This is a genomic window from Nocardia vulneris (assembly GCF_001613425.1).
GTDB lineage: Bacteria > Actinomycetota > Actinomycetes > Mycobacteriales > Mycobacteriaceae > Nocardia > Nocardia vulneris.
Window position 1 is genome coordinate 80,476 of record NZ_BDCI01000018.1, and the last position, 19,419, is coordinate 99,894.

Consider the following 19,419-nt stretch of genomic DNA (forward strand, 5'->3'; position numbering starts at 1 on the left):
CCGTCCCGTCGCGGCCCTCCTGACCACGCACCACTTCCGTGTTCGCGCACCCGCTACGACAGGCCACAGCGGGTGCGCGAACACGGAAGTGGTGCGCGAACCGCCTCTCTCTCCTAACCCGAGTTGCGCAGCGCGGTGGCGAGGCCGTTCATGGTCAGCAGGATGCCGCGCTTCACCAACTCGGAGTCGTCGCCGCCGCGGAGCCTGCGCAGCAGCTGGACCTGCATCTGGTTCAGCGGCTCCAGGTACGGGAAGCGGTTGTGGATCGATTCGGCCAGCGACGGGTTGTCCGCGAGCAGATGGTCGTTGCCGGTGACCGCGGCGTGCATGCGGATGGTGCGGGCGTGCTCGTCCTTGATCATTCCGAAGATCTGCTCGCGCAACGCGACGTCGTCGACCAACTCGGCGTAGCTGGCCGCGATGTCGAGATCACTCTTGGCCAGCACCTGCGCCAGATTCGACAGCACGGTGCGGAAGAATGGCCAGCGCTCGTACAGGTCGGTGAGCGTCGCGAGGCGCTGCGGGTCGTCGCCGATCCATTCCTCCAGCGCCGTGCCGGTGCCGTACCAGCCGGGCAACATCACCCTGGCCTGGCTCCAGGACATCACCCACGGGATGGCGCGCAGATCCGCGACCGAGTTCGTCGGCTTGCGCGAGGCGGGCCTGCTGCCGATGTTCAGATCGCCGACCTCGGCCACGGGGGTGGACTGGCGGAAGTATTCGACGAATCCCGGGGTGTCGTGCACCAGCCGGGCGTAGGCGGCCCGGGCGCGTTCGGCGAGTTCGTCCATGAGTTCGTAGGAGGGCTCCGCGTCCGGGCCGAGGCCTTCCACGTCGAGCAGCGTCGATTCCAGCGTGCCCGCGATCAGCGACTCCAGGTTGCGGTGCGCCGCACCGGGTTCGGCGTACTTGGCCGCGATCACCTCACCCTGCTCGGTCAGCCGCAGCGCACCGCGCACCGCGCCCGCGGGCTGGGCCAGGATGGCGTCGTAGCTGCGCCCGCCGCCGCGGCCCACCGTGCCACCGCGACCGTGGAAGAGCCGCAACCGGATACCGAACTTGCGCGCCACGTCCACCAGCTCGAGTTCGGCCCGGTACAGCGCCCAGTTGGCGGCCAGATATCCGCCGTCCTTGTTGGAATCGGAGTAGCCGAGCATCACCTCCTGGCGCATCCCGCGCGCGGCGACCAGGTCCCGGTACACCGGAACATCCAGCGCCGCGGACAGTGTCGCCGCCCCGGCGGCGAGGTCCTCGATCGTCTCGAACAGCGGGACGATGCCCACCGAACAGCTCGGCGGCCCGTCCGGCTCGCCCGGATCGAGCAGTCCGCCTTCCTTCAGCAGCAGCGCCGCCTCCAGCATGTCGCTGACCGAGGTGCACATGCTGATGATGTAGTTGGGCACCGCCTCGGCACCGAAGGTGCTCACCACATCCCGTGCGGCACAGACGATATCGATTTCCTTGCGGGCCAGCTCGCTGAGCCTGGCGTGCGGGCCCAGCAGCGGGCGCCTGGTCCGCAGCTCCGCGGCCAGCAGCTCCACCCGCTCGGGTTCGGACAGGCTCGGGTAGTCGGCGTGTACCCCGGCCCAGGCCAGCAGCTCGGCCACCACCTGCTCGTGGATCTCCGAGTTCTGCCGCATGTCCAGCCCTTGCAGGTGGAACCCGAAGGTCTCGATCGCGTGCCGCAGCGCGGCCAGCCGGTGATCGGCGAGCAGGTCGTCACCGCTCGCGCGCAACGAGGCGTCGACGGCATCGAGATCGTCCAGCACGTCCTGCGGGGTGCGATACGGCTCGGCGCCGACGTCGAGCCCGTCCGGTGGCACCTCCCCGAGCGCACGCACCGCGGTGGCGGTCAGCCGCCCCCGGATACGGTGCAGCGCACGACGATACGGCTCGTCGGCATGGGTGGCCGGTTCCGGATAACCCGCCTCGGCCAAGGCGGCGACCGCCGGCGTCACCGGCACCAACCGCACCGAGAGCGCCAGCACCTTTTCCAATTCGACCAGGTCGCGCAGATAGCGCGAGAACGCCACCGTGGCGGCCTGCTGCCCGGCCTGGCGCACCACATCGGCGGTGACGTACGGGTTTCCGTCCCGGTCGCCGCCGATCCACGAGCCCGGCCGCAGGATCGGGCGCGGCAGCAGTTCCACCCCGGGCCAGCGGGACCGCAGCGCCGCCCGCACCTCGGCGTTGATCGCGGGGATCACGTCGAACAGGGTGATGTCGTAGTAGCGCAGGCCCACCGAGATCTCGTCCTGAATCCGCAAGCGGGCCAACCGGATCAGCGCGGTGCGCCACAGGCTGAGCACCTGACGGCGGATCTGCTGTTCGAAATCGGCGCGCTGCCGCTCGGTTTCGGTGTAGCGCTGCCGCAACCGCATCAGCTCGGTGATCCTGGTCTGCGCGTCGAAGACGGTGCGGCGACGGGTCTCGGTGGGGTGCGCGGTGATCACCGGTGACACCAGCGCGTCGGCCAGCAGATCGGCCACCTCGGCACCGTCGAGCGCCGCGGCGTCGAGCTTGCGATAGGTGGCGGCCAGCGACGAATCCTGCGGCGGTTCACCGGCCGCCTCGTGCGCGGTGCGACGACGATCGCGCTGGATGTCCTCGGCCAGATTGGCCAGCAGCACGAAATAGCTGAACGCGCGGATCAGCGGGAGCGCGACCGCGATGTCGACGCCGTCCAGCATCTCCGCCACCGCGCTGCGGTCGACCTCGGCGCGCCGCACCCGGAACGCCTCGATCCGCACCCGCTCGATCAGGTCGAACACCTCGGGGCCCTCGTGATCACGGATGGTGTCACCGAGGACACCGCCGAGAAACCGGATGTCGTCGCGCAGCGGCCGGATCGCGTCCTGCTGCGCCTCGCTCGTCGATTCGCCCATGATCGAACAGTATTGCCGCAGGCGCGCCGGTGGTATGCGACGGATCCCACACCCGCTCCTCCGACACCCTCGGCCCGCGGTCGGGTCCGGCCGGTGATCCCCTGAGACAGCAAGGGGACCAACGAGTTTCGCCGCTATCCGGCCAAAATCTGAGAGAACCGCAGGTGGTTGCCCCACGGGTCGCGGAAACCGCAGTCCCGCATCCCGTACGGCTGGGTGATCGGGTCCTGGGTGACCTCGACGCCCGCGTCCCGCAGCCGGGCGAACGTCTCGTCGACCGCCTCGGTGGTGAAGATCAACATGCCCGCCGCACCGTTGGCGAGCCGGGCCTGCATCGCGTCGCGGGCGGCCGGATCGGGATTCATCGACGGCACCTCGAGCAGGAATTCCAGGCCCGGTTGTCCGGCGGGGCCGACGGTGAGCCAGCGGCCGCCGGGGAACGGCAGATCCTGGCGCAGCTCGAGTCCGACCACGTCGCGATAGAACTCCAGCGCCTTGTCCTGGTCGCCGACCAGCAGCGCGACGTGGGTGAGTGCGAGATCTTTGCCGTTGCTCATGTGCGTGTTCTCCTCGATAGGTGGGTCGAAAGTACTGACGGCGGGGCCCTGCCGAATTCATCGAAGCGCATGGTGTCGCCGACCACCACCGATCCGGACGGCCCGCGGAACCGAATAAGCAGCTGTAATGACCCGTGCAGCCCAGGAGGCCTGTGATGCGTAAGTTCGCCGTTGCCGTCGTCATCGGTGTGGTCGTCGTCGCCATCGGACTGTTCGTCAGCGGCGGACCGGCCCTGGCGGGTACCGAGTAGGCCGCTACCGCTTCGGCCAATACCAAGGCGGCTGATCCAGGCGGCCTTGGCCCGCGATGGTGGTCGCGCCGTGCTCTTTGACCAGCTCCACGGTGTGCGCATCGGCGGTGCCGCGCGCCAAGGCCCGTACCAGCGGCTGCGCATGCGTGACCACCACCACCTGCGTCTGCTCGGCGACCGTGGCGACGAGTTCGGCCAGTGGGCCGAGCAATTCGGGATGCAGGCTGGTCTCGGGCTCGTTCAGCACCAGCAGTTCCGGTGGGCGTGGGCTCAGCAGCGCCGCGACCAAGAGCAGATAACGCAGGGTGCCGTCGGACAGTTCGGCGCCGCCCAGCGGACGGATCAGTCCGCGCTGGTGCAGCGCCAGCTCGAAGCGGCCGTCCCGGTCGCTGATCTCGATCCTGCTACCGGGGAACGCGCGGTCCACGGCCGTCGCCAACCCGTCGGCGTCGCCGATCTCGCGGATGGTCTGCAGTGCCGCCGCGAGGTCGGCGCCGTCGTGGCCGAGCACGGTGGTCCTGGTGCCGACCTGTGGCGCGCGGGCCGGCGCGTCCGCGTCGGTGCGCAGGTGGTCGTAGAAGCGCCAGGACCGGATCCGCTCGCGCAGCACCAGCAGATCCGGCGCGCGCTGCGGATCCGCCAGCTCGCTGAGCATGCTGTCGAACGGCTGCAGGGTATGCGGCACCATCGCCCACCCGCCGTCGTCGTCGCGTAGTTGCACCACCGGACCGCCGCGCTGCGCCAACAGGGTCGACGGCCGCAGTACCGGCCCCGCCCACACCGCCTCCGCCTTGATCTCCGGGTCCAGGTCGAACATCGAGGTGCCGTCCGGCACCGGCGTGCCCAGTTCGGCCGCGTAGCCGAAGTCCGCGCCCGCGAAGCCGACCCGCACCCCGGCCGTGTCCGGTTCACTCGTGCTGTCCCCGCCCTGCCCGGCCCACAGCGTCGAGGCCACCCCGCCCTCTTTGGCCAGCGCGGCGATCGCCCCGTTCCTGGAGAAGTCCGCCAGCAGCCGCAACGTGCGGTACAGGCTCGACTTGCCGCTGCCGTTGGCCCCCGTCACCACGTTCAGTCGCCCCAGCGGCATGATCACCTGCCGCAGCGACCGGTAGTTCTCGATAGCCAAGGTCTGCAACATGCCCCCAGGCTAACGATGCGCTACGACACGGACCGGCCTACAACTCCCGGATCACCCGGGCCGGGTTACCGGCGGCGAACACCCGCGACGGCAGGTCCCTGGTGACCACGCTGCCCGCGCCGACCACCGTCTCGTCGCCCACCGTGACGCCCGGACACACGATCACCCCGCCGCCGCACCACACGTTGTTCCCGATCCGGATCGGCGCCGCCGATTCCCAACGCTGCCTGCGCAATTCGTGATCCGCCAGCGGATGCAACGCGGTCAGCAACTGGCACCGCGGCCCGATCGACACATCGTCACCGATGCTGATCGGCGCGCAATCCAGCAGGATCGCATCGTAATTCAGGAAGCTGTTCGCCCCGATCTCGATGAGATACCCGTAGTCGCACTGGAACCGGGGCATGATCCACGACCCCTCCCCCAGCGCGCCGAGCAGTTCGCGCAGCAACGCCTCGCGTTCGGCGGTCTCCTCGGCGCCGGTGCGATTGAACTCGTCACACAACCCTTGCGCGCGCCGCCGCTCGGCGACCAGCTCGGGATCACTGTCCCGGTACAACTCCCCGCGGAGCATCCGCTCCTTCTCCACACCCACCCGCCCCACCGTAGCGAACGGTCCGCACCGGACCGGTAGCGGTTCCCGCACCAGTTCCGAGTTCCCGCACCCGGTGTGGCCTGCCTCGAGGCGTGCGTGAACACGGAAGCGGTGCGTGCGGCCCGGAGGGGTACGAGCGATGCGGACCAAGCGACGGACAACTGGACGGTGGGGGGTGCTGTTGGCGCCCTGACGACGAACGGGACCGCACCGGTGGATCCGCCGGTCGGTCCCGTTCGGGCACGGGGATCAGGCGGGCATGCCCTGGACGGACAGGCGGTGGAACAGGACCTGTTCCAGCAGGGCGACCAGCACCTCTTTGACCGACTCGCGGTCGCGCGCATCGCATTCCAGCACCGGGATCCAGTCCTCGAGTTCGAGCGCCTCGCGCACCTCGGCGAGGTCGAAGTGGGTGCCGTTGTCGAAACGGTTGACCACCACCACGAACGGGGTCTGCTTCTCCTCGAAGTAGTCCAGCACCGGGTAGCAGTCGTCGACCCGTCCGGTGTCGACCACGATGACCGCGCCGAGCGCGCCGTCGACCAGGTCGTCCCACAGGAAGACGAAGCGATCCTGCCCCGGAGTGCCGAACAGGTAGAGAATCAGGGAGCGGTCCAACGTGATTCGCCCGAAGTCGAGCGCGACCGTGGTCTGGGTCTTGTCGGCGCGCCGGCCCGGATCGTCCACGCCGACCGAGACCTCCGTCATCGCGGCCTCGGTGACCAGCGGCTCGATCTCGGAGATCGCCCCGATGAATGTTGTTTTTCCGACGCCGAATCCACCGCTGATCACGATTTTCACCGACGACGGCATGGTCGGACCCGACGGCGGCGGGGAGCTCATGACTGCACCTCGCTGACGCTCGGTTCCGTCATGCGCTCTGCGCACTGGCACATGATTCGCTTACTGCGTGCGCTCATGTCAGAGTGCCCGTACAAGATCTCTGATCCTCTCGATGGCAGCGGTGGACAGTTGATCGGACTCGCGCACGGTGACGTAGCCCGCGGCGGCGAGGTCGCTCACGACGACCTTCGCGACACCGACCGGAACACGCAGCGCGGTACCGATCTCTGCGATGGAATGCGGCTGCTGGCACAGCTGCACGACGGTGCGCTGCTCGAATTGCAAGGGGGCCGACAGCGCCGAAGGCGGTGCCTGCACCAGTGTTTCGATCCGCAGACCGTCTACCAACGGCGTCGTGCGCCCCGCCGTGACGACAAAGGGACGCACGAACTGTTCATCACTGTCGACAACTTCTTCAGCCGGAGCAGGCTGGCCGGGTCGATCCGGATCGAACCACCCGAACATTCGGTTCATCGGGATCATCCGCGGGTCCGGCAACCGCGGCCGGTCAGGATCTCTCATCTTCGTAACGTCTCTCGCAACTCGGAAATCAACGCCGGATCAAGGAGCGACCCGGCGCGTTCGGCAAGCACAGCCATTTCGTAGCCGACCAGACCGATATCGCAGTTGCCGTCGGCGATGACGCCGAGGCAGCTGCCGTCACCCATGGCCGAGACGAGCAGGAACCCGCGCTTCATCTCGATCATGATCAGTTTGAGCCCGTCGAACGAATAACTGCGCGAAGCGCTTTTGGCGAGGCTGGCCAGGCCGGACACCATGGCGGCGAGCCGGTCCGCCGAGGTGCGGTCCAGACCGTCGGACATCGCGATGAGCAGACCATCCGAGGACACCGCCACGGTGTCGCGCACACCGTCGGTCTCCCGAACGAAGTTGGCGAGCATCCAGTTGAATGTGTGCGGGTCGGCGCTCGGTAAATGGGTGGTCACCGGTTCTCCTCTGCGATGGACGGGGCGGTCGGCGCCGGATCCTCGGCGCGGGTGTCATGGTCGCGCGCACCGACATACGGCCGCGTCGTCGACGGCGCGGGCGGGGCGCCACGCTCGTGACCGGCCCGGAACGACGACAACATGTTTCGGGTCTCCTCGGGCGAGCGCTCGGTGACCGGCGCATGATCCTGGCGCGGCGGGGTGCCGCCCGCATCCCGCCGCGGCTCGGTTCCCGGTGCCGTGCCTGCGGAGCGAGACTTCTTGTTGCGCTTGACAAGTCCGTTGCGCGTGGTGCGCGGAACCGGCCCGGTCGGTGGCGCAACAGATGTTACCGGGGCCTCCACCGGCGCGTCCCCGGATTCGAAGATCCGCCACATGGTTCCGGTATCGGTGGCCGTCTCCGGCGCGAATTCCGGTTGCGGAGAAACGAAATGGGAGTACGCGGAGGTCGGCCCGGACGGCACGGCGGGCATGTTGGTGCTCGTGTCGTAGCGCACGGCCTCGTGCCGCCCGGTCCGCTCGGTGGGCAGTTCGTCACTGTAGTGCGTCGAGTCCGCCTGATACCGATGCTCACTCGGCGGGCGACCCGCGCCGTTCTGCTGCGGGGCGGACGAGACGTTCGGCAGGGCGTGCGCCGGGCCGGGCAGGCTCGGCGTCCGCGAGTTCGGGGCCGAATTACCCTGCAGCGCAGGGCCGTTGTGCAAGGGATCGAGCTCCGGGGTGGGCGCTGCGTGCAGCTCCGCGTCCGAACCCCAGGACGGTTCGACGCCGGTGCCGGAGATCTTGCCACGCACCCCCGCGCGCTGATCTTGTTCCTGCGCAAGGATTTCCAGGGGCAGGGCGAGTCGCGCGACGATACCGCTGACCGGTGAGACGTTGAGCTCGACCGCGATGCCGAGCCGTTCCGCCAGCCGGCCGACCACGTAGTGGCCCAGGTACCTGGTCGGCGCGACGATGAAGTCCTGCTCGCCGCGCAGCCTCGCATTGGACTGGGCCAGCTGGTCGGCGGGCATGCCGATACCGTGGTCGACGACGGCCAGCAGGTAACCCTGCGGCACCCGGCGGCCGTAGATCTCGACCTCGAGATCCGGTGGGGAGAAGGCGAGCCCGTTCTCGATCAGCTCGGCGAGCATATGCGCCAGCTCGCTCACCACCGACCCGGCGATGAGCACATCGTCCACCCGGCGCAGCACCACGCGGCGGTAGTCGTCGACCTCGGACAGACCGGCGCGGATGACGTCGCTCAGCGCGATCGGCTGCGCCCACCGGCGCGGGCTGGCCTCGCCGACGAGCACCAGCAGGCTTTCGGCGTTGCGGCGCATGCGGGTGGCCAGGTGGTCGAGCTCGAACAGGTTGGACAGACCCTTCGGATCGAGTTCCTCGCGCTCGAACTCGCTGATCAGGGCGAGCTGGCGGCGCACCAGGTTCTGGTTGCGCCGGGCCAGGTTGGCCATCGACTCGGTGGTGTTGCGGCGCACCAGTGCCTGCTGCGAGGCGAGCTCGAAGGCGGTGGTCTGCACCCGGTCGAGGGCGCCGGCCACGGCCGCGATCTCGATACTGGAGCCGGCCGGAACCTGTACTGCGGCAGGCGCTTCCGGACGACCCTCCTCGGTGTGCGACCACGCGTCGATGACCTGGGGCAGGCGGCGCGAGGCCACGTCGTCGGCCTCACCGGCCAGCGCGGCGAGCGGGCGCACGATGGCGCGCACCGAGGTGATCACCAGCACGATCATCGCGACGATCGCGATGGCCGCGCCGACGAGGAAGCCGATCAGGTTGAGCAACGCGGCTCCGCGCAGGTCGTCGGCGCGGGCCTGCACGTCCGCGCCCACCGCCTGCTGCACATTGCCCTGATCTTCGAGCGCCCCGGACATCTGGGTCCACCAGGCCATCGGGTCGACCTCACGGACCAGCGGTCCGTCGCTGGAGGCGATCGCGATGTTCTCGGCCTGTTCGGCCTTGGTCGCGTTGTCGCTCAGCAGCGCGGCGTCCAGCTTGGCCTGCTGGCCCTTGGTCGCGTAGCGGGAGAAGGTGGCCAAGCCGTTCAACTTGCTGGACCGAATCTCCATGAACTGCACGTATTCCCCGCCGTTGAACCGGCCGGCGACGAAGACGCCGTTGAGGAAGCCGCGCTCCTTGTCGAGTTCGGCTTTGGCCTCACCCAGCGCGTACAGCGCCTGCAGACCGCGCTGGATCTGCGGGTCACGCGCCTGGTCCAGGCCGAGGGCCAGGCGGTTCAGCGCGGCGACGGCGTCGGTATAGAACTGGAACACCACCTGCCTGCTGACCCGGCGCGTGTCGATCTGCACGCGGGTGTTCGCCAGCAGGTTCAGCTGACCGAGCGCGGCACGCACCTGATCGGCGCCGGGGGCGTCGCCCGAGGCGGCCTCGGTCAGCTGGCTGAGCGTGGCGTCGACCTTGCCCCGCTGGTCGAGCAGCGGCTGCTGCAGCCGGTTCTCGCCGCCGAGCAGACCGTTGCTGAGCCCGAGCTCACGCTGGATCTGATTGGTCAGGTCTTGGACGCTCAGCGCCAACTCGACGGACTTCACCGTGTCGTTGGCTTCGCGGTAGTCCGAAATCTGGCCGTACACGGTGACACCGAGCAACGCGAGCACCAATATCAGCGACAGCGCGAGAATTCGGGACAGCTGACCGCCGATCGTGCGCGGCCGGACGATTCCCGACATTCTGCTGTTCGCCGACGGATTCTCGCCAGAGGCAACCGCAGGTTGGAAATCCGGTGTGTCCCCGGGCTTTTGTTGCCGTAGACGTAGACGCACCAACCTGCTACTCCTCCGAAAAGCCAGCCGTGACAGCTCCACGACGAGCGCACGGAAAGTCTCCGAGCAAAATCCCATATGCCCGGTGCCGCGTCAACTCGAGGACGCGCCGACCCGGGCTTTGTTCATACTTTTCAACCGCAGCGCACCCGAGGGCTACCAACTGGCCAGTTTGTGGCCACCCCGAAGCGACCCGGCCGACATACGGTGCTGGTCAGGACATTCGGCCGCACCTGCGGCGAACATCGCACCGTCGAGCCCGAAAACAGGTCGGCACGATCGCTCGAAGCCCTTGAGGAACGGGCTGATTCGATCGTGCCGACGCACCTGTCCGCGGTCCGGGAAAGCGATCCGCCAACTGACAGCAACTGTTCAGCTAGTTACTGTCGGAGTTTCAGTTCAGCTTACAAACCATATACTTCGTTATGCTTCGCCGAGGATGGCGAGCACCTCGTCGGACCGGAAGAACGGCTCGAGCCGCTCGCGAATCAACTTGGCCAGCACGCCGTTTCGTTTCGCGCCCTCGATGACCGCGGGACCATAGCGCAGGATCTCGGTGGCGATGTCCGCGCCGGAAAGGCCGAGTTCGGGCAGCATGGCGGCGAGGGTGTAGTCGCCGTACTTGGTGAAGAACACCTCGACGCACTCGTCCACGAGCAGCCCGAAGTATTCCTTTTCCCTTGTGGTGACGGCGATTTCGTAGCAGATGAGGACCAGCTCGTTGAGATCTTTCTGGCTCAGGTAATCGCGCAGCCCGCTCACCGGCTCGTCGGCGTGCAGGTCCCAGAACTCCATCGCGGCGTCGTGCACGGGCGCGTCGCGCAGCATTTCGCGGATCGCGTTGTTGGTGCGCTTGAGCGCGAACACCGCACCCTTACCCGCCATATCGCCGATGAACGTGCTCTCGGTCGCCTTCTTGGCGGTCTTTGCCGCCGACTGCCCCATCGAGATCAGCGAGGAGACGCCGGGAATCTTGCCCGCGATCTGCCGGTTGGCCTCCATGAAATCCGAGATCAGCTTGTCGACGAACTTCGACGCGACGGTGGCGACCAGCGGCGATTCGGTGAGCCGATCCAGGATGCGCTCCTGCGCCTGGTGCATCCCGAAGATCTTCTCCAGCAGCGCCTCGACCGGCTCGCGGTCGACGACCTGCCCCAGGGTGTAGTCGTTGTTGTTCGCGATGTGGTCGTAGATCGAATCGGCGAAGACACCGACCATGTCGGCGATCACCGGGCTGCCACCGATCAGATCGATGATGGTGGCGACGGTCGCCTTGGCCTGCTCGACCTCGACGATATCGCGGAAGATCAAGGTGTCTGCGACACCCAGCACCGATTCGACGTCGCGGGCCACCACCTCGGCGAAACGGTCGCCACTCACCTCGGCGAGCACGAATTCCACCTGGGCATCGAGTAGCCGTTCCGAAATTTTACGCGGCTCGCTCATCCGGGTTCCACCCATCACAGTCGTAGTACGGTGCGCCCGGCCAGATTACGGCCCTTATGTTTCGGTATCGTTGCCGCGCAACGACTTCCGAATCTGGTCCAGGCGCTCACGCGCGGCTTTCTCGCGCGCGTCCCATTGTTCGTCGGCGCTGCGGCCCGCCGGGGTCTGCTGATCGAGCTCGCCCATCCCCTGCGCGGTGCCGAAGCGCTGCTCGACTTTATCGCGAACTGACCCCCAAGTAGGGACACCGGAGGGGGAATATCCACCCGTCTCAGTCGGTGCGGGGGTACCGGTCGGCGGTACCGGTACCGCGGGTACCGGAGAAGTGCCCGCGACCTGGCCGGATACGTCGCGGATGGTGGGCACGTCATGCGTCGGCAGCGTGGGCGTGGCAGGAGTCACACCGGGCAGGGGCGGCGAATCGCCCGCGCCGACGAGCCCGAGCAGCGCCGCGTGCACCATCTCGAAGCCGGCGCGTTCCGCGGTCGCGACCAGCAGCACTCCGATCAGTTCCCGGTCGGGCAACGCCGTCAGCCGGGCCAGGATCTCGCTGTTCTCAGTCATATCGCCAGGCTACGCAGCACCGGATGCCGAGCGGTCGGGTTCGCGCCGCGCGCTACGGGCGCACGACCGCCCGTGCCCAATCGCGGACCAGTTCGAACCACACGCGGCCGCCCACCAGAATCAGGTCGTTGTGTCCCGCGCCCGGGAAAACCTTCAGCTGCTTGGGCTCGCGGGCCGCGGCATAGAGGCGTTCGGCGTGCCGCAGCGGCAGGAGTTCGTCCTGGTCGCCGTGCATGATCAGCACCGGAACGCGCAGCGTGCGAATGCGTCGTTCGCTCGGATACGCGTCGGGAATCAGCGGGCGCGGTAGGAACGGATAGATCGAGCGGGCGGCGTCGCGCATACCGGAGAAGGTCGACATCACCATGAGCCCGGCGGGCGGATACGCCGCCGCGAGCTCGAGCATCACCCCGCCGCCCAGGGATTTACCCAGGTAGAGTACGCGATTCGGATCCACCCCCGGCTGTTCGAGCAGCACCCGGCGCGCGGCGCGGGCGTCCTGGTAGGTGCCGTGCTCGGTCGGCCGGCCGGTGCTGCGGCCGTATCCGCGATAGTCGAACGTGAGCACGTCGAACCCCGCCTCGACGAGCAGCGCGAACAGCGCCACCCGATCCCCCACGTTGCCCCCGTTCCCGTGCGCGAACAGGATGTGCCCCACCGAATTCGGCGCGGGCAGCCACCATCCGTGCAGCGTCTCTCCGTCCGCGGTGTCGATCGAGAGATCGGTGTAGTCCATGCCGAGGATCGCCGGTGTCTGCAGGATCTGCCGCTCCGGCAGATATGCCAACGCATTCAGGATCGAACTGGCCGGATGTCGCATGCCTAGTTCTTACCGCTCGCGACCGGCCGTGTGCCACCCGGGCCGCCCGTCGCCCGGACCTGCGCCGATGCGCTCGCGGCCGGGGATCTTGGTTTGCCGGGCGAGGATCGGGTAACCCGAGGGAGGTTTTGCTCATCGAGGAAGGGAAAAGGTCAATGCGGAGAACTGTTCTCGTGGTAGCTACGCTCGTCACCTCGCTCGCTGGCTTTACCGCCGCGGCCGGATCGGCGGGTGCGGTCGACGACACCCAGACGTGCACGTCGGTGCGCGAGATGGCGACCGAGCTGAACAGCGGGATCAACGGGGCCAAGAGCAAGGACGCCGGAGCTGCGGACGAGGTGCGCAGCGTATTCTCCACCGCCGCGACCAAGTTGGAGAGCACGCGCGATCTCGCCGACGACGGCCCGGTGAAGACCGCGATCGACCCTGCCGTCGCGCAGATGCGCCGGGTGGCCACGGCCTCGGACACGGAGCTGGGCACCGTGCTGCAGGATCAGGCCTTCCACGACGCCATGTCCGGGCTGGACCAGGCCTGCGGCATCTGACGCCGACACACGACAGGCCCGCAAGCGTGTGCTTGCGGGCCTGTCGTCGTTGTCGGATCAGCCGCGCAGCACCGCGCCCACCGCGTCCGCCGCGGCGGCGACCGCGGCGTCCCGGGCGGCGCTCGCCTCGTCCTCGGTGAGCGTGCGGTCGGTGGCACGGAAACGCAGGGCGTAGGTGAGCGACTTGCGTCCCTCGCCCGCCTGAGCGCCCTCGTAGACGTCGAACAGCGCGATGTCTTCGAGCAGTTCGCCGCCGCCGCTGCGCAGCGCGGACTCCACCGAGGCGGCCGGGGTGGCCTTCTCGACGCTCACCGACACGTCCTGCAGCACCGCGGGGAACGGCGAGATCGTCGGCGCCGGGCGCTGCTCGCGCAGGGGCAGGGCGTCGAGGTCCAGCTCGACGGCACAGGTGCGCGGCGGCAGACCGGAACGTTCCAGCACCGCCGGGTGCAGTTCACCCGCATGGCCGACGACCACACCGTCCACCACCAACTCGGCACAGCGACCCGGATGCCACGGCAGGTGTGCGGCGGTGCGGCGCTCGATCGTGACGCCCGCCGCGTCGGCCACCGCATCGGCGAGCGCGAACGCGTCGGCGGCCTCGGCCGGCCGGCCCGGCCCCCACGGCCCGCGCGGCTCGCGGCGACCGGTGAGCACGGCGGCGACATGCACCGGTTGCGCGGGCAACGAGTCGATCAGTTCGGCGATCTGGTCGTCGCTGGGGCGGCGATCGACCGGCAGCGCCTCGACCGGACGCACGTTGTCGCCGGGCAGCACCACCTGGGCGATGCCGTAGATGGCGAGGTCGCGCGCGCCACGAGAGATGTTGCGGGCGGCCACTTCCAGCAGGCCGGGCAGCAGCGTGGTGGCCAGCTCGGACCGCTCGACATCGAGCGGATTCAGCACCCGGGTGGTCGCCCGGCGCGGATCGTCGGCGTCGAGTCCCCAGGTGTCGAACACACCGGCGGCCAGGAACACCGGCGCGGGCACCTCGACCGCGCCCGCGAAGGCCAGCGCCCGGCTCACCGCGCGGCGGCGGCGCTGCGTGGCGGTGAAACCACGCCCGGCGGGCGCGGTGGGCAGCACCGACGGGATCTGCTCGAGCCCCTCCAACCGCAGCACCTCCTCCACCAGGTCGGCGGGCTGCGCCAGGTCGGGCCGCCAGCTCGGCGGGGTGACGACCAGCTGGCCGTGCCCGGTGGACTCGTCCACACCGACCTCGACCGTGCAGCCGATCTGGGCGAGCCGACGCGCGGAGGTGCCGGTCGGGTAGACCACCCCGGCGACGCGGTCGGCCAGATCGATGTCCATCCGGATCGGCGCAGCGGCAGGCACCGGGACGCGCACGTCGGTGAGCGCGGATTCGACGGTGCCCCCGGCGATTTCGGCGAGCAGCGTGGCGGCGCGATCGAGCGCGGCGACGTTGATCTCCGGGTCGACCACCCGCTCGTAGCGCTTGCCCGCCTCGGAGGACAGCTTGTGCCGGCGCGAGGTCCGGTAGACCAGCAGCGGATTCCAGGTGGCGGCTTCCAGCACGATATCGGTGGTCTCGGCGCCGACCTCGGTGCTCGCCCCGCCCATCACGCCGGCCAGCGAGACGACGCCGGAATCGTCGGCGATCACCACGTCCTCGGCGTCCAGGGTGCGCTCCACCTCGTCGAGGGTGCGCAGTGTCTCCCCCGTGTTCGCGGCCCGAACCACCAAGCCGCCGTTCAGCTTTCCGCCGTCGAAGGCGTGCAGCGGCTGACCGAGTTCCAGCATCACGTAGTTGGTGACGTCGACCGCGGGCGAGATCGGGCGCACGCCCGCGAGCAGCAGCCTGCGCTGTAACCACCAGGGGCTCACCGCCTTCGGGTCGATGCCGGTGACCCGACGGACCGCGAAGCGGGTGCACTTCGACTCGGGTTCGAGCCGGACCGGCCAGGCGTCCGCCTCGTCGTCGGGCAGCGTGCGCACGGCCGGGTCGGCGTAGTCGAGATCGAAGCCGCAGGCCAGTTCCCTGGCCAGGCCGCGCACGGAGAAGCAGTAGCCGCGGTCGGGGGTGATGTTGAGTTCGATCACCGTATCGTCCAGGCCCAGCAGCACATTCGCGTCGGTGCCCGGCTCGGCGGTACCCGGCTCGAGCACCAGGATGCCCGCGTGATCCTTGCCGATACCGAGTTCGGCGACCGAGCAGATCATGCCGTTGGACACGTGCCCGTAGGTCTTGCGCGAGGAGATCGCGAACCCGCCGGGCAGCACACCACCCGGCAGCACCACGACGACCAGGTCACCGACGGCGAAATTGGTTGCGCCGCAGACGATCTCCTGCAGATCAGGGTTGCCGACATCGACCTTGCAGAACCGGATCGGCTTCTTGAACTCGGTGAGTTCGGTGATCTCGGCGACGCGGCCGACGACCAGCGGCTTGTCGATGTCGCCGGTGACGGGCCGGAGCTTGTCGAGCTCCTCGACCTCCAGCCCGACCCGGACGAAGCCCGCGTCGAGTTCCTCCGGCGTCACCGACCAGTCGGGGACGGTGCGCTGGATGATGTCGGTCAGCCAGGACTGCGCTACTCGCACTTGAGGTTTCGCTCTCTCGATCGAAGGGGCCGGAAAAGACGGTGGGGGCTCAGGACCGCACGCCGAACGGCAGCGTGAAGCGCACGTCGCCCTCGACGATGTCGCGCATGTCCGGAATGCCGTTGCGGAACTGCAACGTCCGCTCCAGGCCCATGCCGAACGCGAACCCGCTGTACACCTCGGGATCGATCCCACTGGCGATCAGCACCTTCGGGTTCACCATGCCGCAGCCGCCCCACTCGACCCAGCCGGCGCCGCCCTTCTTGTCCGGGAACCAGACGTCGACCTCGGCGGAGGGCTCGGTGAACGGAAAGTAGTTGGGCCGCATCCGGGTTCGGGTGTCCGGGCCGAACAGCGCCCGGGCGAACGCGTCCAGGGTGCCGCGCAGGTGCGCCATGGTCAGGCCCTTGTCCACCGCCAGCCCCTCCACCTGGGAGAAGACCGGGGTGTGCGTGGCGTCGAGTTCGTCGGTGCGGAAGGTACGGCCGGGGCACACCACATAGATCGGCAGCTCACGGGCCAGCAGCGAGCGCACCTGGACCGGCGAGGTGTGCGTGCGCAGCACCTGGCGCGACCCCTCGGGGGCGATGTGGAAGGTGTCCTGCATGGTGCGGGCCGGGTGGTCGGGCAGGAAGTTGAGCGCGTCGAAGTTGAAGTGCTCGGTCTCCACCTCGGGCCCCTCGGCGATCTCCCAGCCCATCGCGACGAACACGTCCGCGATCTGCTCGGAAATGACGGTGATCGGGTGCCGCGCGCCGACCGGCTGCCGGGTGGCGGGCAGCGTCACGTCGATCGCCTCGGCCACCAGCACCGCGGCGTCCCGCTCGGCGAGCAGGACCGTGCGGCGCGCTTCGAACGCCTCGGAGATGCGGGCCCGGGCCACGTTGACGCGCTTGCCCGCGTCGGCCTTCTCGGCTTTCGGAATGCTGCCCAGTGCGCGTTGTGCCAGCGCCAGCGGCGCCTTGCCGCCGAGATGCTCGGTTTTCGCGACCGCGAGCGCATCCAGGTCGGCGGCAGCGGCGAACGCCTTCTCGGCGGCCGCCGCCGCAGCGGCCAATGCCTCCTCGGTCAGCGTCGCGTTCTGCTCGACTGCGTCGTTGTCGTCGGCCACGATGGTTCGACTCTCCCCTGGGGATCGGTTCGCGAGTACGGCTCATTCCCTACCCACATTGCTGCTGGTGGAATCCTATGGGATGCGCCTGTTCCGATTCACGCGGATTCCCCGCTACCGCCGCGAACCCCGTTCTTCCTGGTCCGGAGCACCCGGCGGCGCGGGGCGAACCCGGACGAGCCGCATCCCGCCGTGTGGCGGCGCACACGGGGGATGCGGCTCGCGGGGATCCGGCGCTCAGCGCACAGGGGTGATGCGGGCGGGCAGAAGGGCGGAGCAGAGCGCGCCCGCGGCCACGATGGCCGCGCCCACCCAGACCGCGGGGGTGAGTCCGTCGACGTAGGCCTGCGGGCTGAGATATGAACCGTGCGAAGCGAAGACGGACGCGAGCACCGCGATGCCGATGGCGATGCCGACTTCGCGCAGCGTGCTGTTGGTTCCCGAGGCGATCGCCCGGTCGTCGGGGCCCGCGCTGGCCATCACCACTGTCGCGCTCGGCGCGAAGGTCAGGCCCATCCCGATCCCGCCGAGCAGGAAGGGCGCGATGAAGGCCGGGTACGCGACATCGACGCTGGAGATCGCGGCCAGCCACACCAGCGACGCCGCCAAGAACACCTGACCGGCGGTCAGCAGGGTACGCGCACCGACCCGGTCGACGATCAGACCCGCGAGCGGCGCGACCACCATCGGCGCCATCGTCCAGGGCATGGTGCGAATACCCGATTCCAGCGGACTGTAGCCCTGCACCACCTGGAAGTACTGGACGAGCAGGAAGATCGAGCCGAAGACGCCCGCGGAGAAGGCGAAACTCGTCGCGTTGCTCAGCCCGTAGGCACGCGAGCGGAACAGGTGCAGCGGGATCATCGGTTCGGGCGTGCGCAGCTCCCACGCGACCAGTGCGACGAGCAGCACCGCGCCGCCGATCAGCCCGCCGAGCACCGTGGCCGAGGTCCAGCCGTCGTCGGCGCCGTGGATCACGCCCCAGACGATCGCGAGCACACCACCCGCCGAGAGCAGCAACCCGACCGGATCCAACCGCCTGGCGCCACCGAACGACTCCCCGAGTACGCGGGCCGCGAACGGCAGCACGAGCAGACCGATCGGTACGTTGAGCCAGAAGATCCACTGCCACGACAGCCCCTCCACCACGGCGCCGCCGACCAGCGGGCCGAGCGCGACACCGAGTCCGGTAATCCCGCCCCAGATGCCGATGGCCGCATTACGCAGGCGCTCCGGCACCGCCGCCGTGAGCAGTGTCAGCGACAGCGGCATCACGCCGGCCGCGCCGAATCCTTGAATCGCCCTGGCGGCGATCAGCATCCACGGTTCGGTGGCCAGCGCACACAGCGCGGACGCGACGGTGAACAGCGCGATACCGGCCAGGAAGACCCGGCGCCGCCCCAGCCGGTCGCCGATGGCCGAGGCGGTGAGCAGCAGCGAGGCGAACGCGAGTGTGTAGGCGTTGACGAACCATTGCAGGTCGGTCAGCGAGGCGCCGAGTTCGGTGCGGATCACCGGCAGCGCGTTGGTGACCACGAGGTTGTCCAGCGTGACCATGAACATCGGGATGCCGACCGCCGCGATGACCGCGGCAACGCCGCGGCCGCTGGTCACGGGCATCTTCTCCGAGGCCGCGGCGGTGCCGGGCGGTGCGGACGCGGCCGCGAGTGGTTCCAGGATTTCGGTCATGTCCAGCCCTTGTTGTAATTGACTGATAACTACAGAGTTGGAGAGTATGCATCGGCTGATAACATGTCAATACCGGGGGCGAGAGAACGGAGTTCGAGCGCGATGGCGAGTTCGACCAGGGTCCGGATGACCGCCACGGAACGCGGCGAGCAGGTGCTGCGCGCGGCCGTCTCCGCCTTCGCCGAAGGTGGCTACGCAGCCACCAAAACCGACGAAATCGCCAGGCGGGCAGGCGTTTCCCAGCCCTACGTGATCCGGCTCTTCGGCAGCAAGCAGCAGCTGTTCATCAGCGCGCTGCACCGGGTCTGCGATCGGATCGAGGAGGTGTTCCGCGAGGCCCGCGCGGCGGCCGACCCCGAGGCCGATCCGGCCGAGGCGCTGCACGCCCTCGGCCACGGGTTCGCGGTTTTCCTGGCCGATCGGGAACTGCTCCAGCTTTTCCTGCACGGGTTCACGGCCAGTGCGGAGCCTGCCATCGGCGGCGAGGTGCGAGCCCGGTTCGGCGGCATCTACGAGCTGGTGCGCGAACTCACCGGCGCGAACGTCACCGAGGTGCGGGAATTCATGGCGACCGGGATGCTGCTCACCGTGCTGAGCGGCATGCAGGTGGTCGGTCCCGGCGCCGTCGTAGAACCGTGGGCGGTGGAGTTGCTGAACGACTGCACCGGCGCGGTCGACTGAAAACG

General features: G+C 68.8%; 16 protein-coding genes. 2 read left to right on the forward strand and 14 right to left on the reverse strand.

Features of this window, described 5'->3' with window-relative positions:
• Positions 1–113 precede the first annotated feature (113 nt).
• The 11 genes from ppc to NVU01S_RS20745 all read right to left on the reverse strand — a co-directional run bounded on the left by ppc (position 114) and on the right by NVU01S_RS20745 (position 12,826).
• Positions 114–2,885, reverse strand: coding sequence for a phosphoenolpyruvate carboxylase (gene ppc, locus NVU01S_RS20695; protein WP_052280486.1), 2,772 nt, complete (start codon positions 2,883–2,885; stop codon positions 114–116).
• 134 nt (positions 2,886–3,019) lie between these two features.
• Entirely contained in the window at positions 3,020–3,442 is a 423-nt protein-coding gene (locus NVU01S_RS20700; protein WP_043668830.1) for a VOC family protein, read from the reverse strand.
• A gap of 255 nt (positions 3,443–3,697) precedes the next feature.
• Entirely contained in the window at positions 3,698–4,831 is a 1,134-nt protein-coding gene (locus NVU01S_RS20705) for an AAA family ATPase (RefSeq protein WP_043668826.1), read from the reverse strand.
• Positions 4,832–4,868: 37 nt separating this feature from the next.
• Complete coding sequence (locus NVU01S_RS20710; RefSeq protein ID WP_209444786.1) at positions 4,869–5,405, reverse strand: sugar O-acetyltransferase; 537 nt, start codon at positions 5,403–5,405, stop codon at positions 4,869–4,871.
• Positions 5,406–5,675: 270 nt separating this feature from the next.
• Positions 5,676–6,239, reverse strand: a complete 564-nt coding sequence (locus NVU01S_RS20715) for a GTP-binding protein (protein ID WP_014983448.1) — start codon at positions 6,237–6,239, stop codon at positions 5,676–5,678.
• Positions 6,240–6,347: 108 nt separating this feature from the next.
• The gene (locus NVU01S_RS20720; protein WP_014983447.1) at positions 6,348–6,752 is read right to left on the reverse strand and encodes a DUF742 domain-containing protein; all 405 of its coding nucleotides are present in this window, start codon (positions 6,750–6,752) and stop codon (positions 6,348–6,350) included.
• Positions 6,753–6,787: 35 nt separating this feature from the next.
• Positions 6,788–7,216 (reverse strand): roadblock/LC7 domain-containing protein, encoded by a 429-nt coding sequence (locus NVU01S_RS20725; protein WP_014983446.1) that lies wholly within the window; start codon positions 7,214–7,216, stop codon positions 6,788–6,790.
• Positions 7,213–9,903, reverse strand: coding sequence for a sensor histidine kinase (locus NVU01S_RS20730; RefSeq protein ID WP_052280484.1), 2,691 nt, complete (start codon positions 9,901–9,903; stop codon positions 7,213–7,215). The genes NVU01S_RS20725 and NVU01S_RS20730 overlap by 4 nt, the downstream gene beginning before the upstream one ends.
• A gap of 516 nt (positions 9,904–10,419) precedes the next feature.
• Complete coding sequence (locus NVU01S_RS20735) at positions 10,420–11,442, reverse strand: hypothetical protein (RefSeq protein ID WP_043668820.1); 1,023 nt, start codon at positions 11,440–11,442, stop codon at positions 10,420–10,422.
• 54 nt (positions 11,443–11,496) lie between these two features.
• Positions 11,497–12,006, reverse strand: a complete 510-nt coding sequence (locus NVU01S_RS44470; RefSeq protein WP_082031990.1) for a hypothetical protein — start codon at positions 12,004–12,006, stop codon at positions 11,497–11,499.
• A gap of 52 nt (positions 12,007–12,058) precedes the next feature.
• Positions 12,059–12,826: an alpha/beta hydrolase gene (locus tag NVU01S_RS20745; RefSeq protein WP_043668817.1), complete on the reverse strand. Its 768-nt coding sequence runs from the start codon at positions 12,824–12,826 to the stop codon at positions 12,059–12,061.
• Positions 12,827–12,981: 155 nt separating this feature from the next.
• Here NVU01S_RS20745 and NVU01S_RS20750 point away from each other — a divergent pair, with 155 nt between their 5' ends.
• A complete protein-coding gene (locus NVU01S_RS20750; RefSeq protein WP_156161529.1) occupies positions 12,982–13,371 on the forward strand; it encodes a hypothetical protein in 390 nt (129 codons plus the stop codon).
• Between the two features lie 57 nt (positions 13,372–13,428).
• Here the strand turns inward: NVU01S_RS20750 and pheT are convergent, their stop codons facing one another.
• From pheT to NVU01S_RS20765, 3 genes are all read right to left on the reverse strand, one after another.
• On the reverse strand, positions 13,429–15,933 hold the full coding sequence (gene pheT / locus NVU01S_RS20755) for a phenylalanine--tRNA ligase subunit beta (RefSeq protein ID WP_043668811.1): 2,505 nt from the start codon (positions 15,931–15,933) through the stop codon (positions 13,429–13,431).
• A 49-nt stretch (positions 15,934–15,982) separates the two neighbouring features.
• Positions 15,983–17,044, reverse strand: coding sequence for a phenylalanine--tRNA ligase subunit alpha (pheS, locus tag NVU01S_RS20760; RefSeq protein WP_043668808.1), 1,062 nt, complete (start codon positions 17,042–17,044; stop codon positions 15,983–15,985).
• 237 nt (positions 17,045–17,281) lie between these two features.
• On the reverse strand, positions 17,282–18,733 hold the full coding sequence (locus NVU01S_RS20765) for an MFS transporter (protein WP_043668805.1): 1,452 nt from the start codon (positions 18,731–18,733) through the stop codon (positions 17,282–17,284).
• Positions 18,734–18,835: 102 nt separating this feature from the next.
• On the opposite strand from NVU01S_RS20765, the gene NVU01S_RS20770 reads away from it, so the two are divergent.
• Positions 18,836–19,414, forward strand: a complete 579-nt coding sequence (locus NVU01S_RS20770; RefSeq protein ID WP_043668803.1) for a TetR/AcrR family transcriptional regulator — start codon at positions 18,836–18,838, stop codon at positions 19,412–19,414.
• Positions 19,415–19,419 lie beyond the last annotated feature (5 nt).

Coding starts and splice junctions, on each gene's coding strand:
- NVU01S_RS20765 (WP_043668805.1), bottom strand. CDS start 18,733: ATGACCGAAATCCTGGAACCACTCGCGGCCGCGTCCGCACCGCCCGGC.
- NVU01S_RS20750 (WP_156161529.1), top strand. CDS start 12,982: ATGCGGAGAACTGTTCTCGTGGTAGCTACGCTCGTCACCTCGCTCGCT.
- NVU01S_RS20770 (WP_043668803.1), top strand. CDS start 18,836: ATGGCGAGTTCGACCAGGGTCCGGATGACCGCCACGGAACGCGGCGAG.
- NVU01S_RS20715 (WP_014983448.1), bottom strand. CDS start 6,239: ATGCCGTCGTCGGTGAAAATCGTGATCAGCGGTGGATTCGGCGTCGGA.
- NVU01S_RS20745 (WP_043668817.1), bottom strand. CDS start 12,826: ATGCGACATCCGGCCAGTTCGATCCTGAATGCGTTGGCATATCTGCCG.
- NVU01S_RS44470 (WP_082031990.1), bottom strand. CDS start 12,006: ATGACTGAGAACAGCGAGATCCTGGCCCGGCTGACGGCGTTGCCCGAC.
- NVU01S_RS20730 (WP_052280484.1), bottom strand. CDS start 9,903: ATGTCGGGAATCGTCCGGCCGCGCACGATCGGCGGTCAGCTGTCCCGA.
- NVU01S_RS20700 (WP_043668830.1), bottom strand. CDS start 3,442: ATGAGCAACGGCAAAGATCTCGCACTCACCCACGTCGCGCTGCTGGTC.
- ppc (WP_052280486.1), bottom strand. CDS start 2,885: ATGGGCGAATCGACGAGCGAGGCGCAGCAGGACGCGATCCGGCCGCTG.
- NVU01S_RS20735 (WP_043668820.1), bottom strand. CDS start 11,442: ATGAGCGAGCCGCGTAAAATTTCGGAACGGCTACTCGATGCCCAGGTG.
- NVU01S_RS20720 (WP_014983447.1), bottom strand. CDS start 6,752: ATGATCCCGATGAACCGAATGTTCGGGTGGTTCGATCCGGATCGACCC.
- NVU01S_RS20705 (WP_043668826.1), bottom strand. CDS start 4,831: ATGTTGCAGACCTTGGCTATCGAGAACTACCGGTCGCTGCGGCAGGTG.
- NVU01S_RS20710 (WP_209444786.1), bottom strand. CDS start 5,405: ATGCTCCGCGGGGAGTTGTACCGGGACAGTGATCCCGAGCTGGTCGCC.